Here is an 18,742-nt window from a genome sequence, read left to right on the forward strand (position 1 = left end):
ACGGGTAATTATCAATAAGAAGAGGAAGGAAAAAAAGAAAACGCCACGTTTGTCTTATAGAGGCAAACTGAGAGGGATTGTCATAAGATTCTTTAGCAGCAAATGGCCCAGCTCTGTCAGTTGTTGATTCGTTTTTCACTAGTTCAGTTCATATCATTCATATTTCATCATCTCAATGGCGCCTGCGGCAGTTCTTCACGTAACTAATGATCAACCTTTCGCCAATCATACGTTTCATCAATAGCAAGGTGTAAAGTCTGATTGTCGATTTTCATTGTATTGTGATTGATCCATGTGACTTGGGCTGCTGTCCGGATCATTCCAGTAAGTTGTTTCCTTGACAAGTGTTTTTTCATTCACAAGTTCCTCGGGCCGCATCTAAGCTAAAGGTATTGCGGGATACATAAGTGTGTAACGTATAACTGCCATCCGGCGATTCAACCGATTGTTCGAAATGGCCTTTCGGAACGCTCTTCAGTGAAAATAACATTCAATAGACGGCGGGCCGAAGAATATCAGAAGTGCAAATAGGATGAGTGGGATTTTACTGCGTGTAACATGTAATGCTCCCCTTTTTTTCTCTCATGTTCATACGATCTTTACATTTCCTTAAAATTCACTCAATAAAGCGGTGGTATGATGGACTAATCAAATAAAGGGTGGGGGAGACAGAAATGGAGAAAATATTTTGTCATTCCTGGGAGAAAGACTCAGAAGCGGTTTACTTAACTGTGAGAGGCTATCGAATTAAGCTGTCACCTGAACAAATGAAACTGATTTCTGCTGTCAGAAAGTAAATATAAACCAACAAAGGCAGCCGCTTGTGCGGCTGCCTTTTCATTTTAAGAATATTTTTTTCCGTTGTGCGAAATGCTTTTGGAACCAATCTTTCTTATATAAAAATGCGATAACCTCCAGCCAAAAACCCGGAATCTTTTTGGGGAATATCGGTTTTTTGTAGAGTGCATGATACGCTGATTTTAAATCGTCCCACTGGGTGCACGTTTTGGTCTGTTCGAATCTTGCAACATCAATCACCCGCACTGCCCCGGTTTCTGTCAGAATCAGATTCCGCAAATGAATGTCTGACGGGTTCAGAGCGGCGGCCCGGGCGTCAGAAAGTGCTTCCTCAACCTGCTGAATCATGTCATCACTGATCGCGATGCCTTTCTTCAGACAGTTATAAAAGGTTTCACCTTTAATATATTCCATGAGAATAAATGAATCACCAGTTTCGTAGATGTCAGGGTAGAACGCGGACCCGGCTAACTTTTCATAGATCGCGGCTTCTTTGACGGCTGTCGCTTGATACTCTGGGAAAAATACTTTTAGCGCCAATTTTCGATCGCCCTCTGTTAAGGCAAACACATAAGCACTTCTTCCCTTGCCGATGAGTGTCAATTCCCCGGGCTTTTCTTTCACTTTATCAAATCTGCTGTTTTTGTGGTATATGACTGAATGGGCCAGTGCCTCTGCTTTTGTCAGCATTTCATTCACCTTCTTTGCTCTATTTTATGCAGCTGTTTATAGGAAAATCATAAACTGTTCAGGAAAAAGAGCCTATATCTAGTGTATCTGGTCTTGAAGAAGAAGGCTACCTATAAACCTCGATTGTGATAAAAGAGACATAAAGCGATCATTTCCATTCTTGAAAAGCGCTTACAAATGGGATAGTATTAATTTAAAATAAAGCGCTTTCGTAAATGTTCAAGGGGGAACAAGCTATGACAAAACAGATTGTAACAGGGATTATCGGTGCAGGTCGCATCGGCAAACTTCATGTTCAAAATATACGCCGGATTCCTCATATGAAAATAAAGGCGGTCTCTGATATTCAGGCAAGCCGTATAAAAAGCTGGGCTGACAGTCATCAAATTGAATACATAACCTCTGACTATCGTGATTTATTGCATGACTCTGATATTGACGCTGTTTTTATTTGCTCACCGACAGCCGCACATGCACAGATGATCAGAGAAGCGGCTGAGGCGAAAAAGCATATTTTTTGTGAGAAGCCCATCAGTTTTTCTTTAGATGAAACAAAAGAAGCGCTTGCGGCCGTACGGAAACACGGGGTTGCACTTCAAGTCGGTTTTAACCGCCGTTTTGATCCTCATTTTAAAAGAATCAAAACCATTGTTGAAAAAGGTGAAATCGGAACGCCCCACTTATTAAAAATCACATCGCGGGACCCAGAACCCCCGAATATAGATTATGTCCGCACTTCTGGCGGTTTGTTTATGGATATGTCGATCCATGATTTTGATATGGCCAGATATATTATGGGAAGCGAAGTGGCGGAAGTGTATGCAAAAGGGGCGGCTTTGGCGAATCCTTCCTTTGCAGAGCTGGGGGATATTGATACGGCTGTCATTACGCTGACTTTTGAAAACGGTGCCATGGCTGTGATTGACAACAGCCGCCAAGCTGTTTACGGATATGACCAGCGAGTCGAGGTTTTCGGGACGAAAGGCTCGGCAGCGGCGGACAACAGCAGGCCGACGACAGTCGAAGTGTCAACTGCTGATTTTGTGATGAAAGATAAACCGCATTTCTTTTTCCTTGAACGCTATAAGGATGCGTATGAGGAGGAGATGATTCGGTTTGCGGAAGCGATCTGCACAAACCGGGAAACTGCGTGCACCGGAAACGACGGTTTTCAGGCGGAACGGATCGCCAGAGCGGCTCAGCAGTCGCTCGCTATCGGCATGCCTGTCAGTGTCGAGCACAATGAAAAAATCGCTTTTTGATCAAGCAGGATTACAATTCAGAAAGCTTGGGTATATAACCTCCATTGATACTTTAAGTAGGCGGTGGAGAAAATGGATACAGCACAAGATAAAGGAAATTTTTTGAATAAAATCGGAATTCCTTCTCACATGATTTGGGGTTATATTGGCGTTGTGATCTTTATGGTTGGAGACGGACTCGAACAAGGATGGCTGTCTCCTTTTCTCGTTGAACATGGTCTCAGCATGCAGCAATCCGCTTCGTTATTTACCATGTACGGCATTGCTGTCACCATCTCGGCTTGGCTTTCAGGCACGTTTGTCCAAACTTGGGGGCCGAGAAAAACGATGATTGTCGGCTTGCTTGCATTTATCCTCGGTTCGGCGGCTTTTATCGGCTGGGCAATTCCTCATATGCATTATCCGGCTCTCCTGGGCAGCTATGCACTTAGAGGCTTGGGATATCCGCTGTTTGCATATTCTTTTCTCGTGTGGGTGTCATACAGCACTTCTCATCATATTCTCGGAAAAGCCGTCGGCTGGTTTTGGTTTATGTTTACGTGCGGCTTAAATGTGCTCGGTCCGTTCTATTCCAGCTATGCGGTTCCGGCCTTTGGAGAAATCAATACGCTTTGGAGCGCTTTGCTGTTTGTCGCGGCAGGCGGATTCCTCGCCCTATTTGTTAACAAAGATCAATTCACACCGGTACAACAACAAGATCAGCCGAAATGGAAAGAACTATCGAAGGCATTTACAATTATGTTTGAAAACCCTAAAGTCGGCATCGGCGGTGTGGTCAAGACAATTAATGCCATAGGACAATTTGGATTTGCGATTTTTCTCCCAACTTATTTAGCGCGTTACGGGTATTCCGTTTCAGAATGGCTGCAAATATGGGGAACGCTGTTTTTCGTGAATATTGTGTTTAATATCATTTTCGGTGCAGTCGGAGATAAACTTGGCTGGCGCAATACCGTGATGTGGTTTGGCGGTGTCGGGTGCGGTATTTTTACGCTGGCGCTTTATTACACGCCTCAGTTGATCGGGCATCAGTATTGGGTGCTGATGATTATCGCCTGCTGCTACGGTGCAGCATTGGCCGGCTACGTGCCATTGAGCGCGCTTTTGCCGACACTTGCACCTGATAATAAAGGCGCTGCCATGTCAGTCTTGAACTTAGGGTCCGGTTTATGTGCGTTTATCGCGCCGGGCATCGTCAGTCTTTTCATTGGACCGCTCGGTGCTGGCGGTGTCATTTGGATCTTTGCGGCATTGTATTTTTTCAGCGCTTTTCTGACACAATTTTTGACGATTTCTGAGCAAAACGCTGATATGTATACGGAGGAAAGGCTTGTCACGGAAAACATGCAAACAAATTTCGAGAAAACGGTTAAGCAGTAGCCTCTTTGGTCAAACTAGTCATAAACGTGTGCAAAGAGGTGTAGAGGGTGAAACGATTCAGCACGGCGTATCTTTTGCTGGGCATTCTTTGCTCAGCCGCAGCATTTCTATTAGGTGCTCCTCCCCACGCGCTAGGGGCGGAAGTGGAGCACTATGAACCGCTGCAGGTGCATGTGCAGCTTGAAAAAGTGTATTTGGACGGAGATGTCAGCATTGAGCATAAGCGTGAAAAAGTGCTTTCTATGGATGAGTTTTGGGCAGCTTATACCGGCTGGACGCTTGTCGAACAAAGTAAGGGATATGTGCTCTTCCGGAAGCAAATGGACGATATTTCTCCGCTCAGCAAGGTGAACGGGTATATCGGTGTATCGGATAATGGCGTGATTTCCACTTTTCATGGGCGGCCTGAGTCAGCTTCCGAACCGATTCAGTCTTTTTTTCAAATTGATTTAGAAAGGCTGGAAAGCCATATGCAAAAAAATCTGCTGAGAGGCATTCCATTTCGGACAAAAGCGGAGTTTGAGGACGTCATAGAACATATGAAGACATACAGCGGGTGACGTCCGCTGATTGAAGACATGTATTCATGTCTTTTTTTTCGTGGGAGAATGAGAGAGAAGCGAACGTATGTTAACTTTTCTATAAGACTTTGGCTGTTTTTATGGTACAATGAAGAACAGTCAAAGAGGTGAATTTGCGTGATTGAATTTGTTAAAGGGACGATTGATTATGTATCTCCCCAATATATTGTGATAGAGAACGGCGGCATTGGCTATCAGATTTTCACGCCGAATCCGTTTATATATAAGGAGAGAAACCAAGAAACGATTTTTACGTACCACCATATCAGAGAGGATGCTTTTTCGCTCTACGGTTTTTCAACAAGGGAGGAGAAGGCGCTCTTTACAAAGCTGTTAAACGTGACCGGAATCGGTCCAAAAGGGGCACTCGCTATTTTAGGCTCAGGTGATCCGGGAGCGGTTATCCAAGCAATTGAAAGTGAGGATGAAGCCTTTTTGGTCAAGTTTCCTGGTGTAGGAAAGAAAACTGCGCGCCAGATTATTCTTGATTTAAAAGGAAAGCTCGCTGATGTTGTGCCTGAAATGATTGAAAATCTGTTTAATCATGAAGAAAGGCTTGAAAAGCAAACAGCAGAAACTGCTCTCGAAGAAGCGCTTGAGGCCCTCAGGGTTCTAGGATATGCTGAAAAAGAAATCAAAAAGGTGCTTCCTCACTTAAAAGAAGAAGTAGGGCTGACAACAGACCAATATGTAAAAAAAGCATTACAAAAACTATTGAAGTAAGGTGATGTTCATGGATGAACGGCTCGTCTCAAGTGAAGCAGACAACCATGAATCAGTGATAGAGCAAAGTTTGAGGCCGCAAAATCTGGCGCAGTATATCGGACAGCATAAGGTGAAAGAAAATTTGCGTGTGTTTATAGATGCGGCGAAAATGAGACAGGAGACGCTGGATCATGTTCTTCTGTACGGGCCGCCCGGACTTGGGAAAACAACGCTTGCTTCCATCGTTGCCAATGAAATGGGAGTGGAATTGCGGACGACATCAGGGCCCGCGATTGAAAGACCTGGTGATTTGGCTGCCATATTAACGGCGCTGGAACCGGGTGATGTATTATTTATTGATGAAATACATAGGCTGCACAGATCGATAGAAGAGGTGCTTTATCCGGCGATGGAGGACTTTTGTCTGGATATTGTGATTGGAAAAGGCCCCTCTGCCCGCTCGGTTCGGCTCGACTTGCCGCCTTTTACGCTGGTAGGCGCAACGACGAGGGTAGGGCTTTTGACGGCGCCGTTAAGAGATCGGTTCGGCGTGATGTCGCGCCTTGAATACTATACGCAAGAAGAGCTGGCGGATATCGTCACAAGAACCGCTGATGTATTCGAGGTTGAAATTGATAATCCGTCAGCTCTTGAAATTGCGAGGAGATCGAGAGGTACGCCCCGCGTAGCGAACCGCCTGCTGAGGAGGGTCCGCGATTTCGCCCAGGTGCTGGGTGACAGCCGGATCACGGAAGAGATTTCACAGGATGCGCTGGAGCGGCTCCAGGTTGACCGCCTCGGTTTGGATCATATTGATCACAAGCTGCTAATGGGTATGATCGAAAAGTTTAATGGAGGCCCGGTGGGTCTTGACACCATTTCAGCCACTATCGGTGAAGAACCTCATACGATTGAAGACGTATACGAACCGTATCTGCTGCAAATCGGTTTTATCCAAAGAACGCCGCGTGGAAGGATCGTGACACCGGCCGTGTATCATCATTTCCAAATGGAGGCTCCACGATATGATTGAATTCCCTAAGATCATTATGATTCTTGGTGCTGTTTTGCTTATCATCGGAGCAGTATTGCATTTTGTCGGCAAGATGCCGGGAGATATTTTTGTGAAAAAGGGAAATGTCACGTTTTTCTTCCCGGTTGTCACTTGTATCATCATAAGTGTGGTATTATCAATTTTGCTTAATCTTTTCGGCAGAATGAAATAACAAAAGACTAGAATAAAGGTGAAATCATCATGAAAGTCGATTTATTTGATTTTGAACTACCGGAACGTTTAATTGCACAAGTGCCGTTGGAGCAGCGCGATGCTTCAAGGCTTATGGTGCTTGATAAACATACAGGAGAGCTGACTGACAGCTCGTTTAAACACATTATCAGCTTCTTTAAAGAAGGAGATTGTCTTGTGCTGAACAATACCCGTGTGCTGCCGGCGCGGTTATTCGGAACAAAAGAGGATACCGGCGCGAAAGTGGAACTTCTTTTGCTCAAACAAGAAGCTGGTGACAAGTGGGAGACGCTTGTCAAACCGGCGAAACGGGTGAAAAAAGGAACCGTAGTGACGTTTGGAGACGGAAGGTTAAAGGCAGTCTGCACGGAAGAGCTTGAGCATGGCGGCAGAAAAGTGGAATTTCACTATGAAGGCATTTTCTACGAGGTGCTGGAATCTCTTGGAGAGATGCCGCTCCCGCCATATATCAAAGAACAGCTTGATGACAGAGAGCGCTACCAAACAGTGTTTTCAAAAGAAATTGGCTCTGCCGCTGCGCCTACAGCAGGCCTTCACTTCACCGAAGAAATCTTACAGCAATTGAAAGACAAAGGTGTGCAAATTGAGTTCATCACACTGCACGTAGGCCTTGGAACGTTTCGCCCTGTGAGTGCCGATGACGTGGAAGAGCATAATATGCATGCGGAGTTTTATCAAATGTCAGAAGACACGGCTGCGGTCTTAAACAAAGTAAGGGGAAATGGCGGCCGGATCATTTCTGTCGGTACGACTTCGACCCGCACGCTTGAAACGATTGCCGGGGAGCATGATGGGCAATTTAAAGCATCAAGCGGCTGGACATCTATCTTCATTTATCCGGGCTATGAATTTAAAGCCATTGACGGAATGATTACAAACTTCCATTTGCCGAAATCATCATTGATTATGCTGGTCAGCGCGCTTGCGGGAAGAGAAAACGTTTTGCGCGCCTATAACCATGCGGTGGAAGAGGAATACCGTTTCTTCAGCTTCGGAGACGCGATGCTGATCCTATAATTCGAGAACAGGAGGCCTCATCAAAAGTGGCTGAACAACCAATACGCTATGAATTTATAAAAGAATGCAAACAAACAGGGGCGCGGCTGGGCAAAGTGCATACGCCTCATGGCTCCTTTGAAACGCCTGTTTTTATGCCGGTCGGCACACTGGCGACAGTCAAAACGATGTCGCCTGAAGAGCTTAAAGCAATGGATGCGGGCATCATTTTAAGCAACACGTATCACCTATGGCTCCGCCCGGGTCAAGATATTGTCAAAGAAGCGGGCGGGCTCCATAAATTTATGAACTGGGACCGCGCGATTTTAACAGATTCAGGCGGTTTTCAGGTCTTTTCTTTAAGCAAGTTTCGTAATATAGAGGAAGAGGGCGTCCATTTCCGCAATCACTTAAATGGAGACAAGCTGTTTTTATCTCCGGAAAAAGCGATGGAGATCCAAAACGCACTCGGCTCTGATATTATGATGGCGTTTGACGAATGCCCGCCATATCCGGCAGAGTACGATTATATGAAGCGCTCAGTTGAGCGGACAAGCCGCTGGGCGGAACGCTGCCTCAATGCCCACACCCGTCAGGATGAACAGGGGCTGTTTGGCATTGTGCAAGGCGGAGAATATGAAGATTTGCGCACGCAAAGCGCGAAGGACTTGATTTCTCTTGATTTCCCGGGATATGCTATAGGCGGATTATCTGTCGGTGAACCGAAGGATGTCATGAATCGTGTGCTTGAGTTTACAACACCGCTCTTGCCGAAGGATAAACCGAGATATCTGATGGGAGTCGGTTCTCCGGACGCGCTGATCGACGGAGCGATCCGCGGGGTCGACATGTTTGACTGTGTGCTGCCTACGCGGATTGCTAGAAACGGTACGGTGTTTACAGCTGAAGGCCGTCTCAATATGAAAAATGCGAAATTCGAAAGAGATTTCCGTCCGATTGATGAAGACTGTGATTGCTATACATGTAAAAACTACACTCGTGCGTATATCAGACATTTGATCCGCTGCAACGAAACATTTGGCCTTCGATTAACAACTTACCATAACCTTCATTTTCTGTTACACTTAATGGTGCAGGTAAGACAGGCTATTCGTGAGGATCGTCTGGGTGATTTCAGAGAAGAGTTCTTTGAGCGTTACGGCTACAACAAGCCAAATGCGAAAAGCTTCTAAATAAAAATAAATCACAGGCTTACAGAAAGGGGTGAAAATCATGACAGGCACTTTAGGCACATTGGTTCCTATTATTTTAATGTTTGCGGTCCTTTACTTCTTGCTGATTCGTCCTCAGCAAAAACAGCAAAAGGCAGTACGCCGAATGCAGGAGGAACTGAAAAAAGGCGATTCAGTAGTGACAATCGGGGGATTGCACGGTACTGTTGACTCTATCGACGAAAGCAAAGTCGTCGTTAAGACTGGTGAAAACACACGTCTTACGTTCGACCGCCGCGCGATCAGAGAAGTTTCTGCTGCTGAATAACAGCAGGAGCTGTACATAGCAAACAAAAAAAAGAGCGGATGATCCCGCTCTTTTTTTTGTCGTCTTTTTTATGTTGAAGACCTGTTTCCCCTCATGTTCACGCCGAAAATCCCGCCCAGCATGCACACCCCTAAAAATCCAAGATGATAGAGCAGTTGCTCCGCTGTAAATGTTTTTCCGAACCCTAAATACTGAAACAATAAAATAATCACTGAAAAACTTAAGGCGGTTAATGCCCCGATCATCCAGCCTCTTTCCTTCCCTTTTCCTCCTGAAATAAACCCGCCGATGAATAAAGAAAGAAATGAGATGGCAGTGATCAGCCAGTTGAATGATGACTCTTCCAGCGAGGTTGCCGTCAGTAAAAGTGAAACGGCTAAGCTCGTCAGAAGCATGGCTGAGAAAATGGCGATTAAGCCGTAAAGAATGCCTTTTCCAACTTGTTTCGTTTCCTCCATGAATGTCTCCTCTCTGCCTGTATGTAAAGGCCTCTGTTCTTTTTGAACAAAGCCGTCAGACATGCTGATGGCTCGTCTTTGTAAAAATGTATTCCCTTAACCCGATAATTAGACGTAAAAGCTTTATGAAATCAACTTGTTCATCTTACATAATTTGTTCGTTTTGTTGCATCCTATGATGAGTTGGAGGTGTAATATGGAAGAGCTTCTCACTATTACGATTCGCACAATCATATTGTATTTTGTGATATTGGTCATTTTTCGTTTTATGGGCAAACGGGAGATCGGGGAGCTTAGCATTTTAGACCTCGTTGTCTTTATCATGATGGCTGAAATTGCCGTTTTAGCGATAGAAAACGTAGAAGATCATCTATTTCACACCATTTTGCCAATGCTTGTCTTAATGATTATTCAAGTGACATTCGCATACTTTTCTTTAAAAAACCGAAAAATCCGCCAGCTTCTGGACGGAAAACCGACGATTATTATTAAATATGGAAAAATTGATGAAGACGCAATGAAATCACAGCGTTATAATTTTGATGATTTAATGGTTCAGCTCAGAGAAAATAATATCGACAGAGTAGCTGATGTATCATTTGCCATTTTGGAGCCGTCAGGCAAACTGACAGTTGTCAAAAAAGAAAAGAGCGGCGAGCATCGGCAGCTCGAAATGCCGCTCATTATAGACGGAGATATCCAAACAGAAAACCTATCCAGAATCGGTAAAGATAAGCAATGGCTGCTTGAAAAATTAAGAAAACACGGATATACAAATCCTTCAGAGATTTCATTTTGCTCGTTTACTGACGGAGAATTATTTATTGATGAAAAAGATGGGCCTCCCACGTGACCATTATCGGACGATCAGCCGTCTGATAATGGGAATGCGGCGAAGCTCATCTTTTTTAATTAAACGGAAAACAAGCAGGAGGATGATATAGACGGCAGCGCTCATCGAAATCCATCCGGCGACATTCACAACCTCGGACGCTCCAAAGGTGACATATTGTTTGATAGCGGAGCTGATGAATCCGCATACCACAATCACAGCGAAACTGAGCGCGTACTCCTTGATTTTGATACTGATTGGCAGCACCTTGCTCACTGTTGCCGCATGCAAAAGCGTAACGAGCACCATGCCTGTTACGATGGCTAATGCCGCGCCCATGATGCCGAGGGACGGTCTGGTGGCAAGGACGAAAATAAGGCCTGTTTTGACAAGTGCCCCGATTAAGCTGTTCATCATCGCGGCACCCGCTAAATTAAGCGCCTGCAGGACAGCTTGAAGAGGGCCTTGAAAATAATACAGCAAAAAAAACGGAGCCATGACTTTGATAAATACAGCTGCGCCTGAGGAACCATACATCACCCTCATCAGCTCATCCGCAAAAACATATAAAATGACAACTGCAATGCCTCCGCTGAGCAGGCATAGACGCATAGCCTGTTCCAGCCGGTATTCCACCACCTGCAGTTTTTTCTGTTCCATTCCTTCACTGATCGCAGGAACAAGTGCAGTCGACAAAGAATATGTAATAAAGCTGGGCAGGGTCAGCAGCGTCATGGCAAAGCCGGTCAGTTCCCCGTATTGCTTCGTGGCGGCAACTGTTGCCACACCGGCGATGGCAAGACTTTGAGCGACGACAATCGGCTCGAAGAACCAAGAGAGGTTGCCGATAAACCGGCTTCCGGTCGTTGGAAGGGACACGCTCATTAATTGGGTAAAGGTTTGTGTTCCGTTTTTAATTGACTGGAAAAAATGCTTTCTGATTTTAATTGTCTTTTTATACTTAAAGCAAATGAACAAATAAAGAAGTGATGCCAGTTCACCTGCGACGGAGGATATCATTGCTCCCGCTGCCGCATATTCAATTCCGTAAGGGAGAAAAATCGTCGTGCATACAGCGACAAGTGAAATGCGGACGACCTGTTCAAGAACTTGTGACACGGCAAGCGGGTTCATATTCTGTTTTCCTTGAAAGTATCCCCTCAACACACTCGATATGGCAATAATCGGCACAACCGGTGTAATGGCCAGGAGCGGATACAGTGTTCTCTTATCTGTCAGCATCGTTTCCGCCATAACCGGGGCGAAAAACAGAAACAGCGGTGTAAAGATCAGGCTGAGCACTCCTGTGATGGTCAGAGACATGACTAAAATATTTTTTGTTTTTTGATGATCCCCGCGCGCGCTTGCTTCAGCGACAAGCTTGCTGATCGCGACCGGCAGACCGAATTGAGTTAATGTAGTGGCCAAGAAGAAGGTAGGCGCCGCCATCATGTAAAGCCCGACTCCTTCTTCACCGATAAAACGGGCGATAACCACCCGGTTGACAAACCCGAGCATTCTTGTAACCATTCCTGCTGCGATCAGGATAAGAGTGCCCCTTAAAAACGTCTGTTTCGCCATTTTTACCCCCTGCCTTCTCAAACTACCTGTAATCATATACAATAAAGATATGCGTATATATCGTCCAAGCATGACAAGTCTTCTTGAAAAACAATAAAAAAAGGAGCGTGGAATTCATGGAGAAGCATCCCGCCGATCTATATAAAGACCACGTCAGGCCGTTTCTTTACAGCAAACTGGAAGAGTTTAAGATTCTCGGGTATGATGATGTTGAACTCGAAAGTTTGTGGTCTTACTTAACACATAAGAAGTGGAAAAAGAAAACGGAACTGCACATTTATGAACTGACGAGCGATATTTTATCAGTGAAAATTGGCGAATTTATGAACTATGCAACCGTTGAGTCATTTAAAACGTCTAATTGGCTGGGAAGTGAAGAAGGCCAGGAAGCATTGGAAGAACTGCTGAGATAGCAGGCTGATTCACATAGGTTTAAGGGAGGATATACATAATGAAAAAAGGACGCTTGATTGCGTTTTTCCTTCTCGTTTTATTGATCGGCACGGGCTTGGGCTACTTTACGAAGCCTGCCGCTAACAATATTACGTTAGGATTGGATTTGCAAGGCGGATTTGAGGTGCTGTATGATGTACAGCCCGTAAAAAAAGGTGACAAAATCACAAAAGACGTTCTGGTCAGCACAGTAGAGGCGTTGAACCGGAGGGCAAATGTTCTCGGTGTCAGTGAACCGAACATTCAAATTGAAGGAAATAACCGGATTCGCGTTCAGCTCGCTGGGGTGACAAACCAAAACAGAGCACGTGAAATCTTGGCCACTGAAGCGCAGCTTTCTTTCAGAGATGCAAATGATAAGGAACTGCTGAACGGTGCTGACCTCGTCGAAAACGGGGCTAAACAAACATATGACGGCACAACAAATGAGCCGATTGTCACCATCAAACTGAAAGATGCTGACAAATTTGGCGAAGTGACCAAAAAGGTCATGAACATGGCGCCCAATAACCAGCTTGTCATTTGGCTGGATTACGAAAAAGGCGATTCTTTTAAGAAAGAAGTTCAAAAAGAGCATCCTAAATATGTATCCGCTCCAAATGTAAGTCAGGAGCTAAATACAACTAATGTAAAAATTGAAGGGCATTTCACAGCTCAAGAAGCGAAAGATTTAGCCAGCATTTTAAACGCCGGCGCGCTTCCTGTAAAACTGACTGAAAAATATTCAACATCAGTAGGCGCGCAATTTGGACAGCAGGCGCTGCAGGATACCGTGTTTGCAGGCATTATCGGAATCGCAATTATTTTCTTATTTATGCTTTTCTATTATCGTCTGCCTGGATTTATTGCGGTGATTACGCTGTCAGTTTACATCTATATTACTCTCCAGGTCTTTGACTGGATGAACGCTGTACTCACACTTCCGGGAATTGCCGCGCTGATATTAGGTGTCGGGATGGCTGTTGATGCGAATATCATCACCTATGAACGGATTAAAGAGGAACTTAAGCTAGGAAAGTCAGTCCGCTCTGCCTTCCGTTCAGGAAACAGACGGTCATTCGCGACGATTCTTGACGCGAATATTACAACAATTATTGCCGCCGTTGTGCTTTTCATCTTTGGGACAAGCTCTGTAAAAGGGTTTGCGACAATGCTGATTTTGTCGATTTTAACAAGCTTTATCACAGCGGTTTTCTTATCTAGATTTTTGCTGTCGCTTCTTGTGGAGAGCAGATGGTTTGATCGGAAAAAAGGCTGGTTCGGCGTCAAAAAGAAACATATCATGGATATTCAGCATACAGATGAAAATACCGAGCCGTATACGCCGTTCCAAAAATGGGATTTCACAAGCAAACGTAAATTTTTCCTCTTATTATCCAGTGCCATCACTGTTATAGGGATTATCATTCTGCTTGTGTTTAAGCTGAATCTGGGCATTGATTTTGCAAGCGGCGCACGAATTGAAGTGCAAAGCGACCATAAGCTGACGACAGAGCAGGTGGAGAAAGATTTTGCATCACTTGGCATGGACCCTGATACAGTTGTTCTTTCTGGTGACAAGAGCAATATTGGGGTTGCACGTTTTGTCGGGGTCCCAGATAAAGAAACGATTGCCAAAGTAAAAACGTATTTCAAAGACAAATACGGAACAGAGCCGAATGTCAGCACAGTTTCACCGACAGTCGGTAAAGAGCTGGCAAGAAGTGCTCTGTACGCAGTCGCGATCGCTTCTATCGGTATCATTATTTACGTTTCGATCCGGTTTGAATACAAAATGGCGATTGCTGCTATTGCTTCACTGTTATACGACGCTTTCTTCATCCTCACCATTTTCAGCATTACAAGGCTGGAAGTAGATGTGACGTTTATTGCCGCCGTCCTGACGATTATCGGTTATTCGATAAACGATACAATTGTTACATTTGACAGGATTCGCGAGCATATGAAAAAACGTAAGCCGAAAACGTTTGCTGACCTGAACCATATCGTAAATCTAAGCCTGCAGCAAACCTTTACGCGTTCAGTTAATACTGTACTGACTGTAGTTATTGTTGTAGTGGCGCTGTTGATCTTTGGAGCGGCCTCTATTACAAACTTCTCAGTCGCACTGTTAATCGGGCTGTTAACAGGTGTATATTCATCCCTCTATATCGCCGCACAAATTTGGCTTGTATGGAAAGGGAAAGAACTGAAAAAAGATTCGGTGCAATAAAAAAATGTCAGGCTGTCCTTTGCAGGGCAGCTTGTTTTTTTGAAGTTTCATTGAACTTAAAATAGACATTTGCTATAATGACATGCGCTTACATTTAAACATATAAATGGTGTTAAAGAGTATTTGTGGCTGGTTTTCAGATATGTGGGAGGGTTTATCTATGAGGGTTCGTGAATCAGTGCTGCCGGGCATAGGGCATAAAGTTGAAATCATCACTAGAAACTGCGATAAAATTTCAATTATCATTCATCATGACGGCCGGAGAGAGTTGTACTATTTTGACGAAAATGATCATGAAGAATGTGTGGCCTCCGTCCAATTTGACGATGCTGAAGCCAGGCAAATTTCTGCCATTCTCGGCGGAATGGCATATAAACCGAAAGCATTAGAAAGCGTCGAGGCAGCCCTTAATGATTTAATCATAGAGTGGTGTAAAGCAGAGGCGGGAGCGCCTGCCATTCATCATACAATTGGTGATTTGAACGCAGGACAGGAATATCATGTGACTGTCATTGCGATCATTAAGAAGAATCAGGAAAAACAATTGAATCCGGGATCGGAAATAGTTATTGATGAGGGAGATACCCTTGTGATTTCCGGTGAGGGAAACGGATTGAAGAGGTTGATCCGGGAAAAATTAACCGCAAATGAGGCTTGACCTAGTGTCAAGCCATGTTTAAAACAAGCCTTGACAGGGAAAGTTGCCTAATATTCTGAAGTTTTGGAGGAAGAGAATGAATAAACAATGGACCATTATTTTCGCACTTATTTTTACCTTAATTGTCGCTATTTTTGCAGTGATTAATGTAAAATCGGTAGAAGTTGATTACCTGTTTGGCAGATCGGAGTGGCCGCTTATTTTAGTTATTTTGGGCTCAGTTTTAATGGGCGCGCTGATCGTATTTTCTGCCGGCGTTTTTCAGGTGATGAAACTAAAGCGGGAAATAAAAGCGCTGCGGAAAGAAAAGAAAACTGTACAAGGAACGATACATAAACAAGAGGATACGTTGCAAGCTGACCTGAATGACACACAGGATGCATCAGCCAGACTTGAGAAAAAAGACTAGTTTTCGAATAATATTTGAAACCCCTCAGCCTGCTCTAGTATAATAGGGTGGTTGAGGGGTGAATTTATGTTAGCGTCAAAAATGCGATGGGAAATCCAGCGACCAGATCAGGATAAGGTCAAATCACTCACAGAACAATTGCATATAACACCTCTTGTTGCGTCCCTGCTTGTAAAAAGAGGCTTTGATACAGCAGAAAGCGCAAGGCTGTTTTTACATACAAAGGATGCCGATTTTAATGATCCTTTTGAAATGAAGGGCATGAAAGAAGCGGCAGAGCGAATAAAACAGGCGATTTCACAACAAGAACAGATTATGATATATGGCGATTATGATGCCGATGGAGTTACCAGTACGTCAGTGATGTTGCACACACTGCAAAAGCTGTCGGCTCAAGTTGATTTTTATATACCTGACCGCTTTAAAGAAGGCTACGGCCCTAATGAACAGGCATTTCGTTCGATTAAGGAAAGGGGCTTCTCTCTGATTATTACGGTTGATACAGGAATTGCCGCTGTATATGAAGCAAAGGTGGCAAAGGAACTCGGACTGGATGTCATCATTACAGATCACCATGAGCCGGGACCGGAACTTCCGGATGTTTACGCGATCGTCCACCCGAAGCAGCCGGGCTGCACCTACCCGTTTAAAGAACTGGCCGGAGTCGGAGTCGCGTTTAAGCTTGCCCACGCTTTATTGGGCGAACTCCCAGATGAATTGCTTGACCTGGCGGCAATCGGCACCATTGCCGATCTTGTCCCGTTGCATGACGAAAACAGATTAATTGCAACACTGGGACTTGAAAGGCTTCGTCAGACGAATCGGCTGGGCTTAAAAGAGCTGATCAAGCTGTCAGGCGGAGACATCGGAGAAGCGAACGAAGAAACAGTCGGATTCCAGCTTGCACCAAGGCTGAATGCCGTCGGAAGAATTGAACAGGCGGATCCCGCTGTTCATTTGCTCATGACAGAGGATTCGTTTGAAGCGGGAGAGCTTGCCGCTGAAATTGACCAGCTGAACAAAGAGCGCCAAAAGATGGTCAGCAAAATGACGGATGAAGCGATTGAAATGGTTGAACAGCAAAGCCTCGATCAAACTGCAATCGTCGTGGCCAAAGCCGGATGGAATCCGGGAGTCGTCGGAATTGTGGCTTCAAAGCTTGTGGACCGTTTCTACCGCCCGGCCATTGTGCTTGGCATTGATGAAGAAAAAGGGATCGCTAAAGGTTCGGCCCGGAGCATCAGGGGTTTTAATTTATTCGAAAGCCTTTCTGAATGCAGAGATATTCTTCCTCATTTCGGCGGCCATCCAATGGCGGCGGGGATGACGCTGAATGCCGAAGATGTGCCGGATTTGCGAAACAGGCTGAATCAAATAGCGGACAATACGCTTACGGAAGAGGATTTCATTCCTGTACAGGAAGTAGATCTCGTCTGCGGTGTCGAGGACATTTCGGTTGATAGCATTACAGAAATGAACCTGCTGTCCCCCTTTGGCATGCTGAACCCGAAACCGCACGTTCTCGTAGAAAACGCTGTGCTGGAAGACGTCCGGAAGATTGGAGCAAATAAAAATCATGTCAAAATGACGGTCAGAAACGAGTCATCTCAGCTTGATTGCGTCGGTTTTAATAAAGGTGAGCTTGAAGAAGGCATCGTCCGCGGCTCAAGAATTTCAATTGTCGGTGAGATGTCTATCAACGAATGGAACAATAGAAAAAAACCGCAGCTTATGATTAAGGATGCCGCTGTTTCTGAATGGCAGCTGTTTGATTTAAGGGGGAAACGGATGTGGGAAGACACAGTTTCTGCCCTTCCATCTGCTAAACGGGCCATTGTCTCTTTCAAAGAAGACTCAACAACACTTCTTCAGACTGAAGATCTTCGCCGCGAAGTGCGCGTCATCAGTTCTGAAGATCAGGCGAAGGCGTTAGATCTAGATGGTGCTTATATTGTACTGCTGGATCCGCCGCCTTCGTTGGACATGCTCGCACATTTGCTGGAAGGCAAGATGCCTGAGCGGATATATTTTATTTTTCTTAATCAAGAGGATCACTTTTTATCAGCTTTTCCAGCAAGAGACCACTTTAAATGGTATTATGGGTTTCTTCTGAAAAGAGGTTCTTTTGACGTGAAACAACACGGCTCAGAGCTTGCGAGACATAAGGGCTGGTCCGTTGAAACAATCAATTTCATGACAAAGGTGTTTTTTGATCTCGGTTTTGTTAAAATAGAGAATGGTGTGCTGTCTGTGATTAGCGGAGTCAAGAAACGCGACTTAACAGACTCACAAACCTATCAGGCGAAGAAGCAGCTGATGGAATTGGATCAAAAGCTGAATTATTCTTCTGCTGAAGAGCTGAAGGAATGGCTGAATAAGCTGATGAAACAAGATTCAGAGGCTTATGAAAGTACGAGGAGGACATAAAACAGATGGATTTAAAACAATACGTAACAATTGTACCGGATTACCCGAAAGAGGGCGTGCAATTTAAAGATATTACGACATTGATGGATAAAGGCGATGTATACCGCTATGCCACAGACCAAATTGTTGAATATGCGAAAGAAAAACAAATTGATTTGGTCGTCGGCCCTGAAGCGCGCGGCTTTATTATCGGCTGTCCCGTTGCTTACGTGCTTGGCGTAGGTTTTGCGCCGGTCCGCAAAGAAGGCAAGTTGCCTCGTGAAGTGGTTAAAGTGGATTACGGCTTGGAATACGGAAAAGACGTATTAACGATCCATAAAGATGCGATTAAACCGGGTCAGCGTGTGCTCATTACAGATGACCTGCTTGCGACAGGCGGCACAATTGAAGCCACAATCAAACTTGTTGAAGAACTTGGCGGCGTGGTTGCTGGTATCGCTTTCTTAATCGAGCTTTCTTACCTTGACGGCAGAGAAAAGCTTAAAGATTATGACATGTTAACATTGATGAAATACTAAGGATAATCGCATAAC

General features: G+C 44.8%; 20 protein-coding genes and 1 pseudogene. 17 read left to right on the top strand and 4 right to left on the bottom strand.

Going from position 1 to position 18,742, the window contains the following annotated elements; all coding sequences use genetic code 11:
* Positions 1 to 203: 203 nt before the first annotated feature.
* A pseudogene (locus tag ACMX2I_RS07540) lies at positions 204 to 400 on the bottom strand (DUF5412 family protein); the annotation flags it as partial.
* A gap of 274 nt (positions 401 to 674) precedes the next feature.
* On the opposite strand from ACMX2I_RS07540, the gene ACMX2I_RS07545 reads away from it, so the two are divergent.
* On the top strand, positions 675 to 797 hold the full coding sequence (locus ACMX2I_RS07545) for a hypothetical protein (RefSeq protein ID WP_148962226.1): 123 nt from the start codon (positions 675 to 677) through the stop codon (positions 795 to 797).
* A gap of 40 nt (positions 798 to 837) precedes the next feature.
* Here the strand turns inward: ACMX2I_RS07545 and ACMX2I_RS07550 are convergent, their stop codons facing one another.
* Positions 838 to 1,488, bottom strand: coding sequence for a phosphotransferase (locus ACMX2I_RS07550; protein ID WP_414956607.1), 651 nt, complete (start codon positions 1,486 to 1,488; stop codon positions 838 to 840).
* Between the two features lie 236 nt (positions 1,489 to 1,724).
* Here ACMX2I_RS07550 and iolG point away from each other — a divergent pair, with 236 nt between their 5' ends.
* The 9 genes from iolG to yajC all read left to right on the top strand — a co-directional run bounded on the left by iolG (position 1,725) and on the right by yajC (position 9,179).
* Complete coding sequence (gene iolG / locus ACMX2I_RS07555) at positions 1,725 to 2,750, top strand: inositol 2-dehydrogenase (RefSeq protein ID WP_414956608.1); 1,026 nt, start codon at positions 1,725 to 1,727, stop codon at positions 2,748 to 2,750.
* Between the two features lie 72 nt (positions 2,751 to 2,822).
* Positions 2,823 to 4,130, top strand: a complete 1,308-nt coding sequence (locus tag ACMX2I_RS07560) for an MFS transporter (protein ID WP_202327058.1) — start codon at positions 2,823 to 2,825, stop codon at positions 4,128 to 4,130.
* 47 nt (positions 4,131 to 4,177) lie between these two features.
* Complete coding sequence (locus ACMX2I_RS07565) at positions 4,178 to 4,690, top strand: intercompartmental signaling factor BofC (protein ID WP_087992294.1); 513 nt, start codon at positions 4,178 to 4,180, stop codon at positions 4,688 to 4,690.
* A gap of 138 nt (positions 4,691 to 4,828) precedes the next feature.
* Complete coding sequence (gene ruvA, locus ACMX2I_RS07570) at positions 4,829 to 5,434, top strand: Holliday junction branch migration protein RuvA (RefSeq protein WP_087992293.1); 606 nt, start codon at positions 4,829 to 4,831, stop codon at positions 5,432 to 5,434.
* Positions 5,435 to 5,444: 10 nt separating this feature from the next.
* Positions 5,445 to 6,449, top strand: coding sequence for a Holliday junction branch migration DNA helicase RuvB (ruvB, locus tag ACMX2I_RS07575; protein ID WP_072183425.1), 1,005 nt, complete (start codon positions 5,445 to 5,447; stop codon positions 6,447 to 6,449).
* Positions 6,442 to 6,642: a DUF2905 domain-containing protein gene (locus ACMX2I_RS07580; protein ID WP_087992292.1), complete on the top strand. Its 201-nt coding sequence runs from the start codon at positions 6,442 to 6,444 to the stop codon at positions 6,640 to 6,642. Before ruvB ends, ACMX2I_RS07580 begins: the two co-directional genes overlap by 8 nt.
* Positions 6,643 to 6,671: 29 nt before the next feature.
* Positions 6,672 to 7,700 (top strand): tRNA preQ1(34) S-adenosylmethionine ribosyltransferase-isomerase QueA, encoded by a 1,029-nt coding sequence (gene queA, locus ACMX2I_RS07585; protein ID WP_202327060.1) that lies wholly within the window; start codon positions 6,672 to 6,674, stop codon positions 7,698 to 7,700.
* A 26-nt stretch (positions 7,701 to 7,726) separates the two neighbouring features.
* Positions 7,727 to 8,872 carry a tRNA guanosine(34) transglycosylase Tgt gene (gene tgt, locus ACMX2I_RS07590; RefSeq protein WP_414956609.1) on the top strand — a complete coding sequence of 382 codons (1,146 nt, stop codon included), beginning with the start codon at positions 7,727 to 7,729 and terminating at the stop codon, positions 8,870 to 8,872.
* A gap of 40 nt (positions 8,873 to 8,912) precedes the next feature.
* Positions 8,913 to 9,179 carry a preprotein translocase subunit YajC gene (yajC, locus tag ACMX2I_RS07595; protein ID WP_087992289.1) on the top strand — a complete coding sequence of 89 codons (267 nt, stop codon included), beginning with the start codon at positions 8,913 to 8,915 and terminating at the stop codon, positions 9,177 to 9,179.
* A 68-nt stretch (positions 9,180 to 9,247) separates the two neighbouring features.
* On the opposite strand, the gene ACMX2I_RS07600 is transcribed toward yajC, so the two are convergent.
* On the bottom strand, positions 9,248 to 9,637 hold the full coding sequence (locus tag ACMX2I_RS07600) for a TIGR04086 family membrane protein (RefSeq protein WP_202327061.1): 390 nt from the start codon (positions 9,635 to 9,637) through the stop codon (positions 9,248 to 9,250).
* 196 nt (positions 9,638 to 9,833) lie between these two features.
* Between ACMX2I_RS07600 and ACMX2I_RS07605 the strand changes: the two genes are divergently transcribed.
* The gene (locus ACMX2I_RS07605) at positions 9,834 to 10,490 is read left to right on the top strand and encodes a DUF421 domain-containing protein (RefSeq protein WP_414956610.1); all 657 of its coding nucleotides are present in this window, start codon (positions 9,834 to 9,836) and stop codon (positions 10,488 to 10,490) included.
* Between the two features lie 3 nt (positions 10,491 to 10,493).
* Here the strand turns inward: ACMX2I_RS07605 and spoVB are convergent, their stop codons facing one another.
* A complete protein-coding gene (gene spoVB, locus ACMX2I_RS07610; RefSeq protein ID WP_414956611.1) occupies positions 10,494 to 12,050 on the bottom strand; it encodes a stage V sporulation protein B in 1,557 nt (518 codons plus the stop codon).
* Positions 12,051 to 12,166: 116 nt separating this feature from the next.
* Between spoVB and comN the strand changes: the two genes are divergently transcribed.
* From comN to ACMX2I_RS07640, 6 genes are all read left to right on the top strand, one after another.
* Positions 12,167 to 12,463 carry a post-transcriptional regulator ComN gene (comN, locus tag ACMX2I_RS07615; protein ID WP_087992285.1) on the top strand — a complete coding sequence of 99 codons (297 nt, stop codon included), beginning with the start codon at positions 12,167 to 12,169 and terminating at the stop codon, positions 12,461 to 12,463.
* Between the two features lie 38 nt (positions 12,464 to 12,501).
* Positions 12,502 to 14,715 (top strand): protein translocase subunit SecDF, encoded by a 2,214-nt coding sequence (secDF, locus tag ACMX2I_RS07620; RefSeq protein ID WP_414956612.1) that lies wholly within the window; start codon positions 12,502 to 12,504, stop codon positions 14,713 to 14,715.
* Positions 14,716 to 14,875: 160 nt separating this feature from the next.
* On the top strand, positions 14,876 to 15,373 hold the full coding sequence (locus ACMX2I_RS07625; protein WP_087992283.1) for a cation:proton antiporter regulatory subunit: 498 nt from the start codon (positions 14,876 to 14,878) through the stop codon (positions 15,371 to 15,373).
* 76 nt (positions 15,374 to 15,449) lie between these two features.
* On the top strand, positions 15,450 to 15,782 hold the full coding sequence (locus ACMX2I_RS07630; RefSeq protein ID WP_414956613.1) for a LapA family protein: 333 nt from the start codon (positions 15,450 to 15,452) through the stop codon (positions 15,780 to 15,782).
* 66 nt (positions 15,783 to 15,848) lie between these two features.
* Entirely contained in the window at positions 15,849 to 18,209 is a 2,361-nt protein-coding gene (recJ, locus tag ACMX2I_RS07635; RefSeq protein WP_414956614.1) for a single-stranded-DNA-specific exonuclease RecJ, read from the top strand.
* 5 nt (positions 18,210 to 18,214) lie between these two features.
* Positions 18,215 to 18,727, top strand: coding sequence for an adenine phosphoribosyltransferase (locus tag ACMX2I_RS07640; RefSeq protein WP_087992280.1), 513 nt, complete (start codon positions 18,215 to 18,217; stop codon positions 18,725 to 18,727).
* The last annotated feature ends 15 nt before the right edge of the window (positions 18,728 to 18,742 follow it).

The organism is Bacillus sp. SW14 (genome assembly GCF_047608225.1).
In the GTDB taxonomy this organism is placed as follows: Bacteria; Bacillota; Bacilli; order Bacillales; family Bacillaceae; genus Bacillus; species Bacillus subtilis_G.

Coding starts and splice junctions, on each gene's coding strand:
- ACMX2I_RS07545 (WP_148962226.1), top strand. CDS start 675: ATGGAGAAAATATTTTGTCATTCCTGGGAGAAAGACTCAGAAGCGGTT.
- ACMX2I_RS07550 (WP_414956607.1), bottom strand. CDS start 1,488: ATGCTGACAAAAGCAGAGGCACTGGCCCATTCAGTCATATACCACAAA.
- iolG (WP_414956608.1), top strand. CDS start 1,725: ATGACAAAACAGATTGTAACAGGGATTATCGGTGCAGGTCGCATCGGC.
- ACMX2I_RS07560 (WP_202327058.1), top strand. CDS start 2,823: ATGGATACAGCACAAGATAAAGGAAATTTTTTGAATAAAATCGGAATT.
- ruvB (WP_072183425.1), top strand. CDS start 5,445: ATGGATGAACGGCTCGTCTCAAGTGAAGCAGACAACCATGAATCAGTG.
- ACMX2I_RS07580 (WP_087992292.1), top strand. CDS start 6,442: ATGATTGAATTCCCTAAGATCATTATGATTCTTGGTGCTGTTTTGCTT.
- queA (WP_202327060.1), top strand. CDS start 6,672: ATGAAAGTCGATTTATTTGATTTTGAACTACCGGAACGTTTAATTGCA.
- yajC (WP_087992289.1), top strand. CDS start 8,913: ATGACAGGCACTTTAGGCACATTGGTTCCTATTATTTTAATGTTTGCG.
- ACMX2I_RS07600 (WP_202327061.1), bottom strand. CDS start 9,637: ATGGAGGAAACGAAACAAGTTGGAAAAGGCATTCTTTACGGCTTAATC.
- ACMX2I_RS07605 (WP_414956610.1), top strand. CDS start 9,834: ATGGAAGAGCTTCTCACTATTACGATTCGCACAATCATATTGTATTTT.
- spoVB (WP_414956611.1), bottom strand. CDS start 12,050: ATGGCGAAACAGACGTTTTTAAGGGGCACTCTTATCCTGATCGCAGCA.
- comN (WP_087992285.1), top strand. CDS start 12,167: ATGGAGAAGCATCCCGCCGATCTATATAAAGACCACGTCAGGCCGTTT.
- secDF (WP_414956612.1), top strand. CDS start 12,502: ATGAAAAAAGGACGCTTGATTGCGTTTTTCCTTCTCGTTTTATTGATC.
- ACMX2I_RS07625 (WP_087992283.1), top strand. CDS start 14,876: ATGAGGGTTCGTGAATCAGTGCTGCCGGGCATAGGGCATAAAGTTGAA.
- ACMX2I_RS07630 (WP_414956613.1), top strand. CDS start 15,450: ATGAATAAACAATGGACCATTATTTTCGCACTTATTTTTACCTTAATT.
- recJ (WP_414956614.1), top strand. CDS start 15,849: ATGTTAGCGTCAAAAATGCGATGGGAAATCCAGCGACCAGATCAGGAT.
- ACMX2I_RS07640 (WP_087992280.1), top strand. CDS start 18,215: ATGGATTTAAAACAATACGTAACAATTGTACCGGATTACCCGAAAGAG.